The sequence below is a fragment of the Streptomyces griseoflavus genome (assembly GCF_014649995.1).
Lineage (GTDB): Bacteria > Actinomycetota > Actinomycetes > Streptomycetales > Streptomycetaceae > Streptomyces > Streptomyces griseoflavus.
On sequence record NZ_BMUC01000009.1, the window covers coordinates 215,340 to 232,252 of the forward strand.

Genomic DNA, 16,913 nt, shown 5'->3' on the forward strand with positions numbered 1-16,913 from the left:
GCACCGGAATCACCCGCACGGGGCCGGGGTCGCTGCATTCTCGAAGGGAGACCCCGTGCCTTACAACTCGCTCATCAGCCGGGACGCCAGCAACGACCCGCTGGTCCCGGAGCCGGTGTCCGCCGACATCATCCAGGACCTGCCGGGCGCTTCGGCGCTCCTGCAGCGGGCCCGCAGGGTGCCGATGTCGTCCAAGACGCAGCGCCAGCCCGTCCTCGACGTGCTGCCGCTGGCCTACTTCGTCGGCGGCGACACCGGGCTGAAGCAGACCACGTCGCAGGACTGGAAGAACGTCGACCTCGTCGCCGAGGAGATCGCCGCCATCGTGCCGATCCCGGAGGCTTACCTCGACGACGCCCAGATGCCGATCTGGAACGAGGTCCGCCCCCGGCTCGTGGAGGCGATCGGCGCCAAGCTCGATGCGGCCGGCCTGTTCGGCCTGGACAAGCCGTCCACCTGGCCGGCAGCCGTGTACCAGTCCGCGGTCGCCGCGGGCAACACCGTCATCTCCGGTGCCGGCGTCGACTTCGCTGTCGACGTCGCGGAGGCCGCAGGCAAGGTCGCCGCGGACGGCTTCGCGGTGAACGGCTTCATCAGCCGGCCCGGCCTGACGTGGAAGCTGAACACCATGCGCTCCGAGCAGGGCGTGCCCATCTACCAGCCGAACCTGCAGGGGCAGCTGGGCGGCACCCTCTACGGCTACCCGATGTCGGAGCTCACCAACGGCGCCTGGGACATGTCCGAGGCCGAGCTGCTGATGGGCGACTGGTCCAAGGCGATCGTGGGTGTGCGTCAGGACATCAGCTTCAAGCTGTTCACCGAGGGCGTCATCTCCGACGACGACGGCAAGGTCGTCCTCAACCTGATGCAGCAGGACTCCGTCGCGATGCGCGTGGTGATGCGGGTGGCGTTCGCCACGGCCAACCCGGCGACCCGCCTCAACACCAACTCGGCGACCCGGTCCCCGTTCGCCGCGGTGCAGACGACCACGGCCGCGTCCTGACCCGGGCCTGGCCGGCAGCCCCATCCGGTGGGCTACCGGCCAGGCGCAGATCGGAGTCCTTGTGCGGGTCTTGGCGATGCTCCACGCCTACCCTCCGGCCCACAACGCGGGTGCCGAGTGGGCGGCGCACAGCCTGCTGCGTGAACTCGCGGCACGCGGCCACGACGTAGATGTACTGCTGTCGCAGCCTGCGGCGGCGGAAAGCGCCTACGAGGTCGATGGCGTTCGTGTCCACCCGTACCGCGGCAAGAGCGACCCCGGGCCGTGGCTACGGGGCGACGGCCGCGCCCAGGTGATCGTCACCCACCTGGAGAACACGCCCCGGGCGTCCGTGCTGGGGGAACTGCACCGCATCCCGGTCGTGCACCTGCTGCACAACACCTTCGACAAGTCGAAGGCGTGGCTGGTGAAGGGGTCGCCCATGCTGGTGGTGTACAACACCGCGTGGATGGCGGCGGATGCGGAAGCCTGGTGGCGGGTCAACCGAGGGGACCGGCCGATGCCGTGGGGCATCACGGTGCACCCTCCAGTGGCTGTGGAGGACTACCGGGCGACTCCGGGAGACCGGATCACACTGATCAACCTGACCGCGGAGAAGGGCGCGGAGGTCTTCTACGCTCTGGCGGAGCGGATGCCTCGCCGGAAGTTTCTGGGGGTGGTCGGCGGCTACGGGCAGCAGATCATCCGCGAGGACTTGCCGAACGTGGAGATCATGCCGCATACGCCTGGCCATCGGATGGCGAAGGACGTGTACGCCCGTACCAAGTTCCTTCTCGTGCCGTCGGTGTACGAGTCCTATGGGCGTGTCGCGGTCGAAGCCATGTGCTCCGGCATTCCCGTGATCGCGCATCCAACGCCTGGTCTCACAGAGGCACTCGCCGAGGCGGGCACCTTCTGTGACCGCGACGACTTGGATGCATGGGAGGACGCCGTCCGACGGTTGTCCGCACCTGCCGCATACAAGCAGGCTTCGCAGGCGTCGACGTCCCGCGCAGCGGAGCTCGACCCGGCAAGCGAACTCGACGCGTGGTGCCTGGCCATGGAGGGAGTGGTCAAGCGTGGAACCCCTCGCTAGCGTCGCAGATCTCCAGGATCGCCTCGGGCGCCCTCTCGCCGCTCAGGAAGAAACCAGAGCGCAAGCGCTACTCGCGGACGCCTCGGCACTCGTCCGGTCCTACACGGGCCGAACGTTCAGCCGCACCGACGACGACACCGTCGTCATGCGCGCCCAGCAGGGGGAAATCCGCCTGCCGCAAACACCTGTTTTGAGCGTTACCGCTGTTGTGGCCGTGGGCGCGGGCGGCGCTCCTGACCTACCCGTCATCGGCTGGCGGTGGGACGGCATCGACACCATCCGCACATCACCGGAGAGTCCGGCTATCAACCTGCCCGAACTCTGGGCTGACGAGGAATTTGAGTCCTACCCCGGCACCTACCGGGTGACCTACAGCCACGGCTCAGCCGAAGTACCGGCCGACGTGGTTGCTGTCGTGGCCCGCATGGCGCTGCGCACCCTGACGTCGCCCACCATGGCGGGCGGTGTAACCGGGGAGACGATCGGCCCGTACAGCTACCGCACAGATGGATCAGGGGTCGGAACCGCGGTGACATTGACCGACGACGACCGCAGGATGCTCGAGCTGGCGGGATACCGGCGCAAGGCCGGCACAACCATGGCGAGGTGGCGATGAACAGCCGTCTTCGCATCGTCGCCAGAGTGCATGCCATGCCGCCCGAACATAACGCAGGCGCAGAGCACATGCTCGTCTCCATGCTTCAGGCACTCGTCGAACGCGGGCACGACGTAGAAGTATGGCTGTCACGCCGCGCGACGGCGACGGACATCTACGAGTACGACGGTGTACGGGTGATCCCGTCGGCGGCCCGCCTCGACTTCACCTCCCAGGTACGCCACGCGGATGTCCTGGTCTCGCATCTGGAGTGCGTCCCGACCACGGCGGCCCTCGCTCGCGGCTTCGGCAAGCCGATGGTCGTGGTCTGCCACAACGACCACAGGCCGACACTCAGAGACATCGCGTCCGGCGCGACTGCTCTGGCCGTCTACAACTCCGAGTGGATGAGCCGTGAGGCCGGAGTGTTCTTCTCGGAGTTCCCTCCAACCTTCCAGCCCACCCGAACCCTCGTGGTCCGCCCGCCCGTACACGCGAAGCGCTACGCGGTGAAGCCGGGCCAGGCTGTCACGCTCGTCAACTGCAACGCCGACAAGGGAGGGCTGCTGCTCGCCGATCTCGCGCGACGTATGCCCGACCAGCAGTTCCTCGCCGTCGAAGGCGCCTACGGCGAGCAGATCCTGCCCGACCTGCCCAACGTGCGCGTCTTGAAGCACGCCCCTGGCGGCGAGATGGCCACGAAGGTGTACCGGCACACCAAGGTGCTGCTCATGCCATCGGTCTACGAGTCATGGGGGCGCGCCGGCGTGGAAGCCATGGCAAGCGGCATCCCCGTCATCGCCCACCCGACGCGAGGGCTTTGTGAGTCGCTTGGGGAAGCCGGTGTCTTCGTGGACCGCAATGACCCCGAGGCGTGGCAGACGGCGCTACAGCGTCTCCTGGGGGATGCGGCGGAGTACCGGCTCGCCTCCAAGCGCGCCCGGGCCCGAAGCGCAGAGCTGGATCCCACTGAGGACTTGACCGCTTGGTGCGACGCGGTTGAGGAGGTGGCCAGTGCGCGAGCTGCCTCACGGTGACGTTGTCACCATCGTCCGGCCAGGCCCGTCCACGCAGGACGAGTACGGCAACGACAAGCCTGGCCCACCCGTGGAAATCCCCGTAACCGGATGCGCCTTCGCACCCCGTAGCGGGTCGGGCGCTTCCACCGAGCTCACTGATGCCCGCGACACCGTCATCACGGGCTTCACCTTGTACGCCCCCTACGGCACAGACATCCGGGCCACCGACCGAATACGCGTAGACGGGCAGATGTACGAGGTCGAGGGCCTGCCTGGCTCCTTCCGATCTCCCTTCACAGGCTCGACCGGACCCGTAGTCGCTGCCCTCGAACTCGTCACCGGTTAGGAGGCGAAAGATCTCGTGGCCGCAAGGTTCAAGGTGAAGCGGAAAGGCATCGGAGAAATGCTGCGCATGCCCGGTATGCAGGCAGAGATGCTGCGCCGCGCCGAGCGCATCAAGACGATCGCCCAGGCCACTTCCCCCGTCGACGAAAACAGCCCACGCCCCGGCCACTACAAGGCGAGCTGGGAGACGGACAGCACTGCCCGGGGCGGACGGAAACGCGACAGGGCAGTTGCCTACGTCCGCAACACCGCCTACTACGCCCGCTGGGTGGAGTACGGCACGGAGCGAGTTCCCGCCCACCACGTCCTGCTCCGCGCGGCACAGACAGGCGGAGCAGACTGATGTGGCCCGATGTCGAGGCGGAGCTGATCGCCCGTCTCAGCGCGGCCCTCAGCGTGCGCCACGTCACCGACCTGCCTGCCAACCTCCTCGACGCGTTGCCCATCAACCAGGTGCAACGAATCGGCGGCGAGGACGACGGGATCCGCCTGGATCGTGCGCTGGTCACGGTGGACAGCTATGCCAACGACCGTGCCGGCGCCTCGCTGCTTGCACGGCGAACACGTCAGGAACTGGTCGAACGTCTGAGGGGCGTACAGACCACCCGAGCGGTCTTCGGACGGGTAGCGACGATCTCGGCGCCCGCCTGGCGGCCGTATGAGAACACTGCTCTGCGCCGCATGGGCGCCACCTACGAGATCTACTTCCACCCGGTCTCCTGACCGGCTGTTTGGCCCGCGCCAGGCCCCTTTCAGTTCCCGCCCGTGCGCGGGCTTCACGCATGTCTGGAGACATCATGGTCAACATCACCCGCGCAGCGGATCTGCTTGCGGTGGGAGCCAATGGTGGGGGATGGACGGCTCCCGTCGGGTCGACGTCGCCGGGGGACCCGGAGATCCAGCCGGTGTCGCCGTGGCTGCCGCTTGGCGCCATCAGCGACGACGGCCTGGTGCAGGGGTTCGAGGAGGACTCGGAGTCGTTCACCCCGTGGGGGTACACGGCGCCGATCCGCACCACCATCACCAGCAGCCTGAGGACGTTCGGGCTGACGGTGTGGGAGACGGGTCGGACGACGGTGCAGGCGCTGCAGTACCGCCTGGACACGGCTGACCTGACCCCGACTGCGGGCCTCACCACGTTCGCGGAGACCGCGTCCCCGTCGCCGGACCGGCGGGCGTTCTGGTTCGTCGTCCTCGACGGTGACGCCTTCCAGCGCGGCTTCTACGTGCCGGAGGGGGAGATCACGGAGCGGTCGGACGTGAACCACAAGCAGGACGAGATCGCGGCCTACGAGTGGACGATCACCGCCTACCCGGACGCCGCCGGCAACACCGTCTACCACTACGACAGGGTGCCGGAGACCGCGGAGTACACCGGGTCCTGAAGACGGGTGGACGGGCCGTAGGCACCCCCATAGGGCCAGGTGCCGCCGTTGGCGCGGGCACGGCCCGTCCACCTCTACACCATGCCCGCGCCGCACGATGAGAAGGAGCCCGCGCCGTGGCCAGTACGCGCAACACGACCAGCACCAGCAGGAAGCCTCGCAGCGCCTCGCGCGCTGCGACCCGTCCCGCGCGCCGTGAGGAGCCGGACGTCGAGCCGGAGACCGCAGACACCGAGGTGTCGCCGGCGGAGGCGCAGGAGATCGAGGCCGAGGGGTACGTCACCGCAACACTGTGTGGCGAGGAGGTTCAGGTTCTCCCGCCGTCGATGTGGCGCATCTCGTGGCAGAACCTACTGGCCACCGGGCAGCTGTACGCCTTCGCCGAGAAGGTGCTGCACCCGGAGGACTACGACTTTTTCGTTGAGATCGATCCGACGAACGCCGAGTTCGAGGCGTTCGTTGCGGAGGCCGGCGATCGGGCGGGGGAGTCGATGGGAAAGTCCAGGGGACGATCGCGATCTGGCGGAGGCACTCGGAGGCGGTAGAGGCCGATCTGATTGATCGCCACTACGACATCGCCGAGGTGCTCACTGGCAAGCGATCGTGGCGGTGGCTGCGCGTGTTCATCGAGCACCTGCCGTCGGAGTCGCACACGATGACCGCTCTCCGTAACGAGCTGACCCCGATGCAGCTTGCTGAGCAGGCGGACCGGGGTGAGCCGGAGAAGGGCCGCTGGTCGCAGCAGGAGCAGCTCCTTGCGGCGGCGGTGGATGCGATCCGCCGTCTTGAGTGGGTGCTGATCTGCGTCAACGTCGACAAGAAGAGCAAGCGGCCTGATCCGCCAGAGCCGATGCGCCGGCCTGGGGCGGGGCCGAAGAAGACGAGGGCGCAACTCACTGAGGGCAGTGCGAACCGGCTGTTTGAGCTGCTGCAAGGGGGCGCCGCGTAGGGCGCTGGGAGGGGGCTCCTGGTGCCTGCTATCTCCGTCGGCTCCGTTGAGGTCGATGTTCTGCCGAACGCTCAAGGCATCCAGTCGCGGCTTCGTGCCGCGCTGGTGCCGGCGGCGACGACGGTGGGTGATGAGGTCGGTCGGATCATCGGCCGGCAGATCGTTACTCACATCACTCCGGCTGTGCGGGACGGGGTCCAGGGCGGGGCGAGGGCTGCTCGGCCTGCGGCGACTCGGGGCGGGGAGCAGGCTGGCGGGGCGTTCGCCCGGTCTCTGCGGGCCCGCCTTGAGGCGGCTTTCCGCAGCATGCCTCGTCTGGATGTGCGCCTGTCGGACACGGGTGTCGACGCGGACCTGGCCCGTCTTCGGGCTCGCCTGGAATCCCTTGCGGGCAAGACGGTCGGGATCGACATTGACGCGGCGTCCGCTCGGGCGCAGGCCGCTGATATCGAGGAGCGGCTGCGCCGTATCGGTGCCGCCCACCCCAACGTCGCCGTCCGCGCGGACACGGCGGCTGCGATCGCGCAGCTGCAGTTGCTGCAGCAGCAGATCGACGAGGTCAGCCGCGATCCTGCCCGGATCCGGGTGGAGACGGATGGCACGTTCGGGCAGCGCCTGCGGGCTCAGGTGCAGGCGGCTGAGGCGTCGCTGCCGAACATCAATCTGACCGCCGACTCCAGCGCCGCCGAGGTGGAGATTGCTCGGCTGCGGGCGCAGCTGACCGCGCTGCGGGATGTGCGGATCGGTGTCGACATGGACACTGCTACGGCGACGGCGCGGATAGAAGCGATTCAGGCTCGCTTGCAGGCGTTGTCGGCGTCCGATGCGGACGTGGCTGTGCGTGTGGACGCCGGGGCTGCTCACGCGCAACTGCTTGCCTTTCAGGCGCAGGTGAATCGGCTGGATGGCCGGCGGGTGCGTGTCGATGTCGACACGGGTGTGGCGCAGGTTGCGCTGGGCAATTTGGCGTTTGCTGCTGTCGCCTTGGGCCCGGCGCTGTTGCCGATTCTGCCGGTGGCGGCTGCTGGTCTGGGCGCGATCGCTGCTGCGGCGACTGCTGCGGCCGTGGGCATCGGATCGATCGCTCTGGTGGCGGTTCCGGCGTTCATGCAGATCGGGAAGGTTTTGCAGGCGCAGAAGGCTGCGCAGGATGCGTCGACGCAGGCGACGATGCGCGGGGGGCAGGCGTCTGGGCAGGGCGCTCAGAAGGCCTTGCAGATGGCGTCGGCTCAGCAGTCGCTGGCGTCGGCGCACCGGAATGCGGCCCGGCAGATCCGGCAGGCTGAGCAGGGTGTTTCGGATGCGGTCCGGAATGCGGCGGAGGCGAATGAGCGGGCCGCCGACCAGGTGAGTTCTGCCCGTCAGGGCTTGGCGGATGCGGTTCAGCAGGCCGCGGACCGGCAGGAGCAGGCGCTTGAGCAGGTGCGCAGCGCTGAGGAGTCCCTTGCCAACGCGCAGCGCTCCGCCCGGCAGGCTCAGGAGGACCTCAACGACGCCCGTGAGGACGCGGCCCGACGGCTTGAGGACTTGGAGTCCCGGCTCGCGAACGCTTCCCTCAGCGAGCGGGATGCTGTGCTGGCGGTGCAGGACGCCCAGGCCAGACTCACTCGCATGCGGGAGGCTGGCGACGCTGTCGCCTTCGCTGACCAGCAGCGGATCCAGCTTGCCTACGACCAGGCGGTGCAGCGGCTCGCAGATCAGCGCACGGAGACGAAGCGTCTGACGGCTGAGAAGAAGGCTGCGGACAAGGCTGGGGTTGAGGGCTCGGATCTGGTGCTGGACGCGCAGGAGCGTCTGCGTCAGGCCGAGGCGGGTGTTGCTAGTCAGCAGAAGGCTTTGGCGAAGGCGCGTAGGGATGCGGCTCGTCAGCAGGTGCAGGCGCAGCGGGATATTGCTGAGGCGCAGTTGCGGGTTGCTGAGGCTCAGCGGAATGTGACGCGCACGCAGGAGGATGGCGCGCGCTCGGTGGCGCGGGCTCAGGAGAGTCTTGCTGCGGCTCAGCAGTCGGCGGCGGATTCGATTGCTTCGGCTCAGCGGCAGATTGCCTCCGCGTCGCTTTCGGCGGCCGGGGGCGTGGATCAGGCTGCCCTCGCTCAGCAGAAGTATGAGGCGGAGCTGGCCAAGCTGACTCCGTCGGCGCGGGAGACGTTGAACGCCTTCGTCGGTTTGAAGGATGCGTTCGGCGCTTGGTCGCGGTCGCTGCAGCCTGCTGTGATGCCGCTGTTCACGCGGGCTTTGATCGGTTTGAAGAACGCGCTGCCTGGGTTGACGCCGTTCGTGCTGGAGGCGGCGGATGCGATCAGCGGGCTGCAGGACCGAGCGTCGCGCGGTTTCCGGTCGCCGTGGTGGAAGGAGTTCAAGTCCGACCTTGAGGGCTCCATCAAGCCGGCGATCACCGGCCTGGGTATCGCCTTCGGGAACGTTTTCAAGGGAATGGCCGGCGTCATGCAGGCCTTCTTCCCGCGCATGGATTCGATCTCCTCGCGGATGCAGACCATCACCGGCCGCTTCGCGAATTGGGGCACGTCGCTGAAGGGCAGCCCGGAGTTCGAGCGGTTCCTGTCGTATGCGTCGGAGCATGGGCCGATCTTGGCGGATGTGTTCCGGCAGATCGGTTCCGCGTTCATGAACGTGGGGCAGGCCCTGTCGCCGCTCTCTGGCCCGCTGCTGAAGTTGATTGGTGGGGTAGCGGAGTTCATCGCGGTCGTCGCGGACAAGGCGCCGTGGTACATCATGCTGCTGTACGGGATCGTCATCGCGACGAAGCTGTGGACGATCGCGATGGCGGCCCTCAATTTTGTGATGACCGCCAACCCGTTCGTGCTGATCGGTATGGCCATCCTCGCCGTCATGGCGATCGTCATCTATGCCTACAACCGGTTCGGATGGTTCCGGGCGGGTGTGCAGGCGGTCTGGGACGGCATCAAGGTCGGGGCGCTGTTCCTGTGGAACTCGGTGCTCAAGCCTGCGTTCGCCGGGATCATGACCGGTTTGAAGGCGGTCGGTGGTTGGGCTCTGTGGTTGTGGAGCACGGCTATCAAGCCTGCTTTCGACGGCATTGTCTTCGTCGGTCGGATCTTGCTGACGGCTCTGGTTACGGCTGTTCTGCTGCCGATCATTGCCGCGTTCAAGCTGGTCGGCTGGTTCGGTACGTGGTTGTGGAACACGGCGTTGAAGCCGGCGTTCGATGCGATCGCGGCTGGCGCGTTGTGGTTGTGGAACACGGCCTTCAAGCCCGCCTTCCAGTGGATCGGTGACAAGGCGAAGTGGCTGTGGAATGCGGCAATCAAACCGGCCTGGGCGGGTATTCAGGCGGGCGCGAAGTGGATGTGGGAGACCATCCTCCGTCCGATCTTCCGCGCTTTTGTAGATGGGCTGAAGACGCTCGGGGGCTGGGCGAAGTGGCTGTGGCAGTCGGCCATCAAGCCTGCCTGGGACGGGATTGTCGCGGCGGGGAAGTGGGCGTGGGAGAAGGGCATCAAGCCTGTCTTCGACGGCTGGAAGAAGATCATTCGCGGTCTGGGTGGTCTCTTCAGTGACGCGGTCGCGTCGATCAGGACGCAGTGGGACAAGCTGAAGGACGTCGCACGCAAGCCCGTCCAGTTCATCGTCGACACCGTCTACAACAAGGGCATCGTCGGCGTCTGGAACAAGGTCGCGGACGCGTTCGGTGCCCCGACACTGAAGGAGTTCAAGTTCGCTTCTGGCGGCATCATGCCTGGTTACACGCCGGGCCGTGACGTCCACCAGTTTGTGTCCCCGACGGGTGGCCGGCTGGAGCTCAGTGGTGGCGAGGCCATCATGCGGCCCGAGTTCACCCGCGCTGTCGGTAGCAATTTCGTCGGCACGATGAACTCGATCGCCAGGTCTGGTGGGGCGCAGGGCGTGAAGGCCGCTCTTGCTCCGATGCTGGGCGGCAACCCGCGCACCCCGACGGACACGTCGCTGCGCTACTCCGGCGGCGGAGTCGTGCAGCGGTTCGCGGACGGCGGCATCTTCGGCTGGATCAAGGGCGCCGCGTCGTCTGCGGTCGGCGCCGGTTCGGATGCCTGGAACGCCATCAAGAAGGGCGCTTCCTGGCTGAAGGACGGGCTGGAGAACTCGGCCCGTGCCGGTGTGAAGCACGTCGTCGACCCGCTCCTGCGTTCCTTCCCGGGCATGGACACCGGCTTCGGAGCCATGCTGCGCCGCATCCCCGATCGGATCATCGACTCGCTGTTCGGCTACAGCAAGGAGGCCGACAAGCGGGGCGCCGGCGGTGTGGGCGGACCGCGTATCGCGGCAGCGCTCAAGTGGGCGAAGACGCAGGCTGGCTTGCCTTACCAGTGGGCCGGAAACGGCAACCCCTCGTGGGACTGCTCCGGCTTCATGAGCGCGATTGAGAGCGTCATCCGAGGTCAGAAGCCTCACCGCAGGTGGGCGACGATGGCGTTCTCGGGGCGGACTGCACCTCCCGGGTGGGAACTGCGGAAGAAGTCCCCCTTCATGGTCGGCATCACCAATGCGGGTGTCGGTCACACCGCGGGAACGCTCGGCGGGGTGAATGTGGAGTCCCGCGGCGGTGACGGCGTGGTCGTGGGTAAGCGGGCCCGCTCGTACAAGGACCGCCTGTTCGACTCCTGGTACGGATTCAAGCCGGGGTCCTACGACTCCGGCGGCTACCTGCAGCCGGGCCTCAACCTCGCCTTCAACGGCACTGGCCGGCCGGAGCCAGTGTTCACGACGGCGCAGGCGAACGCTCTGACGTCGCTCGCGGCGCGGTCGGCGCAGCAGCAGCTCGGCGATCTGCAGGTGGCGGTGTACGTCGGCGACCAGCAGATCACCGACATTGCGCGCGCAGAGGTCCGCACGGCGCAGGGCGAGCTCATCCAGGTACTGAACGCGGGCTGAGGAGGTCTCCATGCCGATTCCCGGGAATCTCCTCAGTCCGACGACGGAGATGGTCGATCCGAACATCTCCGGTTGGGCGGCGAAGCTGAACGCGACGCTGGTGAAGGGCGTGGGCGGCCGGAACGGGGACGGCTGCCTCGTCGTCAAGAGCGTGGCGGCGGGGGAGGTGCAGGCCCGCACCGTCTCCTCCTACCCCGTCGCGGCCGGGACGACGTACTACGCGTTTGCGGACGCGTCGGGGTCGGTGCCGGAGCGGATCGGGATCCGCTGGCTGTCGGCGACGGGCACGGAGGTGTCCGTCTCGTGGTCGCTGACGACGCTGGCGGCGTCGTCGGGCTGGCATCGGGTGTCGGTGGCGGCGGTAGCTCCGGTGGGGGCGGCGCAGGCGCAGGTGCTGCTGTCGTCCACGCCGGCCGGGGCTGCGGTCAACCACTTCTGGGAGAACGTCTACCTGGGGCAGCCGATCCGCACGACCGGCAACCTCCTCCCCTTCACGACGGAGTCCACGGAGGTGGACGCGTCGGGCTGGACGCCGGTCGTCAACGCGACGATCAGTCGGCAGGTGCCGGTCATCAGCTGGTCCGTGACCAACTACCTGGCCGGCGGTCACGCGCTGGCGATGACGGCGGTCGCCGCGGGCAACGCGTCCATTCTGGCGGTGGACCGGCCGACGGTCACGCCGGGCGAGGAGTACCTCGCCTACGCCTACCTGCAGCCGCCCACCGTCGCCTCGACGGCGTGGATCGAGCTCCGCTTCTACGACAGCGTCGGCAACCAAATCCAGGCCACCCGAAGCGTGCTGGCGCCTCCGACTCCGGCGACGGGCATGTACCGGCAGCAGGTCGCCGCGACCGCCCCCGCGAACGCGGCCACCTGCTCGATCGCGGCAGGCCTGGATGGCGCGTCGGCGGGGCAGGTGCTACGGCTGGAGACGGTCGCGATCCTGGCCGCGCCTGAGCTTCAGTCCGGGAGCGTCCTGCCGTATGCCGATTCCAGCTTCGAGCAGGGCATCGCCGGGTGGACGGTGGCCTCCGGGGTGGCTGCGCTGGCTCGCACCGCACCGTGGGGGGCGTCCGGTCTGGCGGGGTCGTATGCGCTCGCCGTCACCAGCAGCACCGCCACCCAGTCCGTCCTCCGCTCGGTGACGATGCCGGTCACCGAGGGTCGAAACTGGCGGGCCATCGCCTACGCGCACCCGGCGGCCGGAACGTGGTCGACGGTCACCGTGCGGGTCCGCTGGTACGACGCCGCGGACACGGACCTGGGCGTCAGCGCGGGCACGACCTACCTGCTCCCGGGCTCGTCCTGGTACGGCATGCAAGCCGACCAGGTCGCGCCGGCGGGCGCGGTACGGGCGGCGATCGAGATCGTGCCGACGGCATCGAGTGCGGGCGCGGTGCTGCACCTGGACTGGATCGCCCTGTGGGAGGTGCTGCCGCTCACCACGGTGGCCGCCGATTCCGGTAGCGGCTACGTCACGCTGACGCTGCGGGAGCTCCCGCCGGACTCGACGCTGACCGTGTACCGGGTGGGGTCGGACGGTGCCCGCACCCTGGTGCGCGGCGAGGGCGGGCTGATCGACGGTCAGGCCATCACCGTCGATCTGCTGGTGGTGGAGGACCATGAGGCGCCGCTCGGACGGCCGGTGTCCTACCGCATCGAGATCCGGGACGCGGACGGCGACCTGTCCACGCGCGGCTCGGACACCGTCAGCCTGGCCCTGGACGACATCAACCTCGCGTGGTTGAAGGACCCTGGGAACCCACAGAGGAACCTGCGGGTGATGGTGGAGACGGCGCCGAACTGGCAGCGCCCCATCGAGCAGAGCAGCCACATCGTCCGCGGCCGACGCAACAAGGTCATCTTCTCTGGGCGCAGGCAGGGCCTCGAGGGGGACCTGTCCGTCTGGACTCGCTCCGACGAGGAGCGCGAGTCGCTGCACCTGCTCCTCGACTCCGGCAACACCCTGCTGTGGCAGGCGGCACCGGGCATGGGCGTCGACGACATGTACGTCGCCGTCGGCCAGGCCACCGAGGGCCGCACCAGCCCGCTGGCGCAGGACGAATGGCGGGCCTGGCAGCTACCGCTCGTCCAGCAGGACATGCCCACCACCACCGGCGTCAACGGCGCCGCGGGCCGCACCTGGCGTGACGTCCTCACCGAGTTCGCCACTGTCGCGGACGTGCTGGACGTGTACGACACCACCGAGGATCTGCTGCTCGATCGCCGGGGGTGAACGGTGTACCCGGTATCGGATCGCTTCCTGGCGCGGCTCGCCGAGTCGCACACGCCGGCCACGCAGGTGCAGCTGCTGCTGACCAGCGGGCGGGTCATCGACCTGGACCACACGGGCGGCAGCGTGACCGTGGACCGGGGGCAGGCGATCCGCCGCACCTGCACGGTTACCGTCCCCGATCCGGCGCTCATCCCGCGCACGCCGACGGATCAGCTCGCCGTGTACGGGGCCCGACTGCGGGTGTCCCGAGGCGTCGAGTACGGCGACGGCACCAGCGAGTTGGTTCCACTGGGGGTGTTCCGGCTGGACTCTGTGGGCGGCGACGTCTCCGAAGGGCCGGTCACCCTGCAAGGCAAGGGCCTCGAGGCGTGCGTCGCCGACGACAAGTTCACCGTCCCGTACCGGGTGGCGGGCACGGTCACCTCGGCGGTCACCGAGCTGGTGCGCCGGAGCCTGCCGGGCGCGGACATCGTCAGTGAGATCGCCGACCAGCCCATCGGCAGCAGGGTGTTCGATGTCGAGGCGGATCCGTGGGCGGGCTGCCAGGAGGTCGCTGCCGCAGCCGGCGCCGAGGTGTACGCCAACGCCGACGGGGTGTTCGTCATCCGGGTGATGCCCGACCTGGCCACAGCCGACCCGGTGTGGGCGGTCGAAGCGACCGAGGGCGGCGTGTATATCTCCGGCAGCCGGGCCATGACCAGCGACGGCGTCCACAACGCGGTCCTCGCCCGTGGGGAGAACACGACCGACGGCATCCCGCCCGTCTCCTACCTGGCCGTCGACGACGACCCGGGCAGCCCCACCTACTGGGGCGGCCCCTACGGGCACCGGCCCGCCTTCCACTCCTCGCCCACCCTCGTGAGCGTGGGCGCCTGCCAACTCGCCGCCCAGCTAAAGCTGCAGGCGGCGAAGGCCCCGAACGCCTCCGGCGACATCAGCTCCCTGCCGAATCCGGCGCTGGAGCCGGGGGACGTCATCCGGGTCACGCACCCCGACGGCAGCCGCGAACTCCACCAGATCGCGAGCTTCTCCGTGCCGCTCGACCTGGGCGGCGACTTCCCCATCGCCACGATCAGCGCGAAGGAGGACTCGTGACGTCCGGGCACTCCACCAACCGGCAACTCGGCGCCGCACTGAAACGTGCCGCGCAGCGCGCCGGCGAGCAGACCCCGGTGGTGCGCGGCGCGGACTGGCGGCTCGCCACCGTCACCGCCGTGTCCGGCGGCGGCCTCGTCGAAGTCGACGGTGTCCTCGAGGTCCGCCGTCTCGCCTCCTACGCGGCGCCCGCGGTCGGCCAGGTCATCGTCATCAGCCAGTCCTCCAGCGGTAACTGGCTCGCGCTCGGACCCCTCGCCACCTGATCACACGACTCTAGGAGGGGCGCGTGCCCACATCAGATGCGTTCGGCCAGGGCATCAGCCTCATCTCACTGACCGACGCCCCCGACATGTCGAAGGCGATCGCCGACCTCGCCGCCGGCGTCATACCCCGCAGCATCCTGCGGTTCGCTTCGGCGTCCGCGCGGACGGCCGCGCTCGCCGGCGACGCCGCGCCCGTCGAGGGCATGCTGTCCTACCTGATGGACGTCGACCGGCTGGACGTGTACACCGGGTCGGCCTGGGTGGAGGTGAGCACCAAACGGGAGGCGTCGTCGGTGGTGATGGCCAGCACCGGCCAGACCAGCGGCCAGCTCCTCACCGGTCTGTCCGTCACCATGGCGACCCGCGCGGGCGCCACCTACCGGCTCGAAGCGAGCGGCCTGGTCCGCTCCACCCTCGCCAACGACCGCATCGACCTCCTCATCCGCCGCGGCACCACCGTCAGCGGCACGCAGGTCGGCGGCGGCGTCCACTTCTCCAACGCGGGCGCGACGGGGGAGAGCCTCACCGCGGTCGGCTGGGACACCCCCGGCGCAGGCACCACCACCTGGGTCGTGACGATTAGCGGCGTCGGCTCCGGACTCGTCGACCTCACCGCATCCACCGCCTTCCCGGCCACGTTCACCGTGAAGGAGATCTGATGGGCTACCTGACGACCGCCGGCTACGAGCTGGCCGGCATCATGGCCACCGACCCGTGGCAGCCGGCATCTGGGTCGCTCGCCCTCGGCGCGCTGGAGACCCGCGCGATTCCCGTCGACCTGTCGTCCACCTCGTACCGGACGCTGTATCGGGTCGTCCTGGGCGCCGTCACGCCCGGCGACATGCTGCGCATCGACGCCGACGCCCGCGTCACCAACAACTGCGGGTACACCATCGGCGTCGGCTGGCACCTGTGGATGTACGACTACAACAACCCGCTCAAAACCAACGGGCCGTGGTGGCGGATCTCCCACCTCATGGGCGACAACGTCGACCGCACCCGGCACCACATGCCGCTCCACATCAGCACCCTCTACCGGATGCCCGACGACTGGCCCGCCGGCCACCGGCCCGTCATCGTCCTGCGCGCCGACGCCCACTCCACCGCATGGCAGTCCGGCGACACCCTCACCGTCGACGCCGGATACGGGCAGCTCATCGTCGAGCACTACAAGCCCACCATCTGACCCTCGACCCCTCGCACGCCCTGAGCCACCCAGGCCGGGGCCTTTCTCATCCCTGGAGGCCTCATGGCCTGGTATCCCGGTGCGGTCAAGATGGAGCTGCAGCCGGAATCGGACGCACAGCCCGCGATCCGGCCCACACAGCTCATCGTCCACAGCATCGTCGCCCCGTGGACGGCCCGCCGCACCTACGAGTACTGGCGGGACTCGACGAACCTGGAGTCGCACTTCGGTCTCGGCTACGAAGGCGACCTGGCGCAGTACATCGGGACCGAGACCCGGGCTGACGCCAACGCGGACGCGAACCGGCGCGGCGACGGCACCGGTGCGGTGTCGATCGAGACCGCGTCAAACACCTCCGCGACGGACCCGTGGACGGACAAGCAGATCGAGAAGCTGATCGCCCTCGGCGTGTGGCTGCACCAGAAACACGGCATCCCTCTGCGGATCTGCCGCAGCCACTCCGACCCCGGCTTCGGCTACCACTCCCTGCACCGCGAGTGGTCCACCAGCGGAACCGCCTGCCCGGGCAAGGCGCGCATCGCCCAGTTCCGGGAGGTCGTCTTCCCCGGGATCGTGGCCCGCGCCAAAGGCGGCACCGCCCCGGCACAGCCGAAGCCGTCCACCACCCCGACCACGGAGAACAGCATGGACCTGACCAGTCAGGTGGCCCTCGGCGACTGGGTCCCCAAGGCGTGGCCCGACGACAAGGGCCTCGCCGACAAGCAGATCACCGTGAACACGGCGCTCGGCTCCGGCTACGCCCACAGCCGGCGGGCCGCCGAGAACACCGCCGCCATCCTCAAGCAGCTCGAAGCGCTGCGCATCGAGGTCGCCCAGCTGCGCGCGGCCGTCACCAAGGGAGCCTGACC

Annotated in this window: 17 protein-coding genes; all 17 read left to right on the forward strand. The window is 68.7% G+C overall.

What is annotated here, in order from left to right; translation table 11 throughout:
• The first annotated feature begins 55 nt into the window (after positions 1 to 55).
• The 17 genes from IE172_RS20440 to IE172_RS20520 all read left to right on the forward strand — a co-directional run bounded on the left by IE172_RS20440 (position 56) and on the right by IE172_RS20520 (position 16,911).
• Positions 56 to 1,003 (forward strand): phage major capsid protein, encoded by a 948-nt coding sequence (locus IE172_RS20440; protein WP_190098696.1) that lies wholly within the window; start codon positions 56 to 58, stop codon positions 1,001 to 1,003.
• 76 nt (positions 1,004 to 1,079) lie between these two features.
• The gene (locus tag IE172_RS20445) at positions 1,080 to 2,078 is read left to right on the forward strand and encodes a glycosyltransferase family 4 protein (RefSeq protein ID WP_190098697.1); all 999 of its coding nucleotides are present in this window, start codon (positions 1,080 to 1,082) and stop codon (positions 2,076 to 2,078) included.
• A 145-nt stretch (positions 2,079 to 2,223) separates the two neighbouring features.
• Positions 2,224 to 2,694 (forward strand): hypothetical protein, encoded by a 471-nt coding sequence (locus IE172_RS20450; protein WP_190098698.1) that lies wholly within the window; start codon positions 2,224 to 2,226, stop codon positions 2,692 to 2,694.
• Positions 2,691 to 3,710, forward strand: coding sequence for a glycosyltransferase family 4 protein (locus IE172_RS20455; protein WP_190098799.1), 1,020 nt, complete (start codon positions 2,691 to 2,693; stop codon positions 3,708 to 3,710). The genes IE172_RS20450 and IE172_RS20455 overlap by 4 nt, the downstream gene beginning before the upstream one ends.
• Entirely contained in the window at positions 3,688 to 4,038 is a 351-nt protein-coding gene (locus tag IE172_RS20460; protein WP_190098699.1) for a head-tail adaptor protein, read from the forward strand. The genes IE172_RS20455 and IE172_RS20460 overlap by 23 nt, the downstream gene beginning before the upstream one ends.
• Positions 4,039 to 4,053: 15 nt before the next feature.
• A complete protein-coding gene (locus IE172_RS20465) occupies positions 4,054 to 4,380 on the forward strand; it encodes an HK97 gp10 family phage protein (RefSeq protein ID WP_190098700.1) in 327 nt (108 codons plus the stop codon).
• Positions 4,380 to 4,760: a hypothetical protein gene (locus tag IE172_RS20470; RefSeq protein WP_190098701.1), complete on the forward strand. Its 381-nt coding sequence runs from the start codon at positions 4,380 to 4,382 to the stop codon at positions 4,758 to 4,760. Before IE172_RS20465 ends, IE172_RS20470 begins: the two co-directional genes overlap by 1 nt.
• Before the next feature lie 59 nt (positions 4,761 to 4,819).
• Positions 4,820 to 5,422, forward strand: coding sequence for a phage tail tube protein (locus tag IE172_RS20475; RefSeq protein WP_229886212.1), 603 nt, complete (start codon positions 4,820 to 4,822; stop codon positions 5,420 to 5,422).
• Positions 5,423 to 5,538: 116 nt separating this feature from the next.
• Positions 5,539 to 5,967 carry a hypothetical protein gene (locus tag IE172_RS20480; RefSeq protein WP_190098702.1) on the forward strand — a complete coding sequence of 143 codons (429 nt, stop codon included), beginning with the start codon at positions 5,539 to 5,541 and terminating at the stop codon, positions 5,965 to 5,967.
• A gap of 74 nt (positions 5,968 to 6,041) precedes the next feature.
• Positions 6,042 to 6,371 carry a hypothetical protein gene (locus tag IE172_RS20485; protein ID WP_229886213.1) on the forward strand — a complete coding sequence of 110 codons (330 nt, stop codon included), beginning with the start codon at positions 6,042 to 6,044 and terminating at the stop codon, positions 6,369 to 6,371.
• Between the two features lie 21 nt (positions 6,372 to 6,392).
• On the forward strand, positions 6,393 to 11,261 hold the full coding sequence (locus tag IE172_RS20490; RefSeq protein WP_190098703.1) for a hypothetical protein: 4,869 nt from the start codon (positions 6,393 to 6,395) through the stop codon (positions 11,259 to 11,261).
• Between the two features lie 10 nt (positions 11,262 to 11,271).
• Positions 11,272 to 13,497 carry a hypothetical protein gene (locus IE172_RS20495; RefSeq protein ID WP_190098704.1) on the forward strand — a complete coding sequence of 742 codons (2,226 nt, stop codon included), beginning with the start codon at positions 11,272 to 11,274 and terminating at the stop codon, positions 13,495 to 13,497.
• Between the two features lie 3 nt (positions 13,498 to 13,500).
• On the forward strand, positions 13,501 to 14,592 hold the full coding sequence (locus tag IE172_RS20500) for a DUF5047 domain-containing protein (protein ID WP_190098705.1): 1,092 nt from the start codon (positions 13,501 to 13,503) through the stop codon (positions 14,590 to 14,592).
• Positions 14,589 to 14,858, forward strand: coding sequence for a hypothetical protein (locus tag IE172_RS20505; protein WP_190098816.1), 270 nt, complete (start codon positions 14,589 to 14,591; stop codon positions 14,856 to 14,858). The genes IE172_RS20500 and IE172_RS20505 overlap by 4 nt, the downstream gene beginning before the upstream one ends.
• A gap of 23 nt (positions 14,859 to 14,881) precedes the next feature.
• Positions 14,882 to 15,517 (forward strand): hypothetical protein, encoded by a 636-nt coding sequence (locus IE172_RS20510; protein WP_190098706.1) that lies wholly within the window; start codon positions 14,882 to 14,884, stop codon positions 15,515 to 15,517.
• A complete protein-coding gene (locus IE172_RS20515) occupies positions 15,517 to 16,044 on the forward strand; it encodes a hypothetical protein (protein WP_190098707.1) in 528 nt (175 codons plus the stop codon). Before IE172_RS20510 ends, IE172_RS20515 begins: the two co-directional genes overlap by 1 nt.
• Before the next feature lie 63 nt (positions 16,045 to 16,107).
• On the forward strand, positions 16,108 to 16,911 hold the full coding sequence (locus IE172_RS20520; protein ID WP_190098708.1) for a peptidoglycan recognition protein family protein: 804 nt from the start codon (positions 16,108 to 16,110) through the stop codon (positions 16,909 to 16,911).
• Positions 16,912 to 16,913: the final 2 nt, after the last annotated feature.

Coding starts and splice junctions, on each gene's coding strand:
- IE172_RS20470 (WP_190098701.1), top strand. CDS start 4,380: ATGTGGCCCGATGTCGAGGCGGAGCTGATCGCCCGTCTCAGCGCGGCC.
- IE172_RS20445 (WP_190098697.1), top strand. CDS start 1,080: ATGCTCCACGCCTACCCTCCGGCCCACAACGCGGGTGCCGAGTGGGCG.
- IE172_RS20455 (WP_190098799.1), top strand. CDS start 2,691: ATGAACAGCCGTCTTCGCATCGTCGCCAGAGTGCATGCCATGCCGCCC.
- IE172_RS20520 (WP_190098708.1), top strand. CDS start 16,108: ATGGCCTGGTATCCCGGTGCGGTCAAGATGGAGCTGCAGCCGGAATCG.
- IE172_RS20475 (WP_229886212.1), top strand. CDS start 4,820: ATGTCTGGAGACATCATGGTCAACATCACCCGCGCAGCGGATCTGCTT.
- IE172_RS20515 (WP_190098707.1), top strand. CDS start 15,517: ATGGGCTACCTGACGACCGCCGGCTACGAGCTGGCCGGCATCATGGCC.
- IE172_RS20495 (WP_190098704.1), top strand. CDS start 11,272: ATGCCGATTCCCGGGAATCTCCTCAGTCCGACGACGGAGATGGTCGAT.
- IE172_RS20450 (WP_190098698.1), top strand. CDS start 2,224: ATGCGCGCCCAGCAGGGGGAAATCCGCCTGCCGCAAACACCTGTTTTG.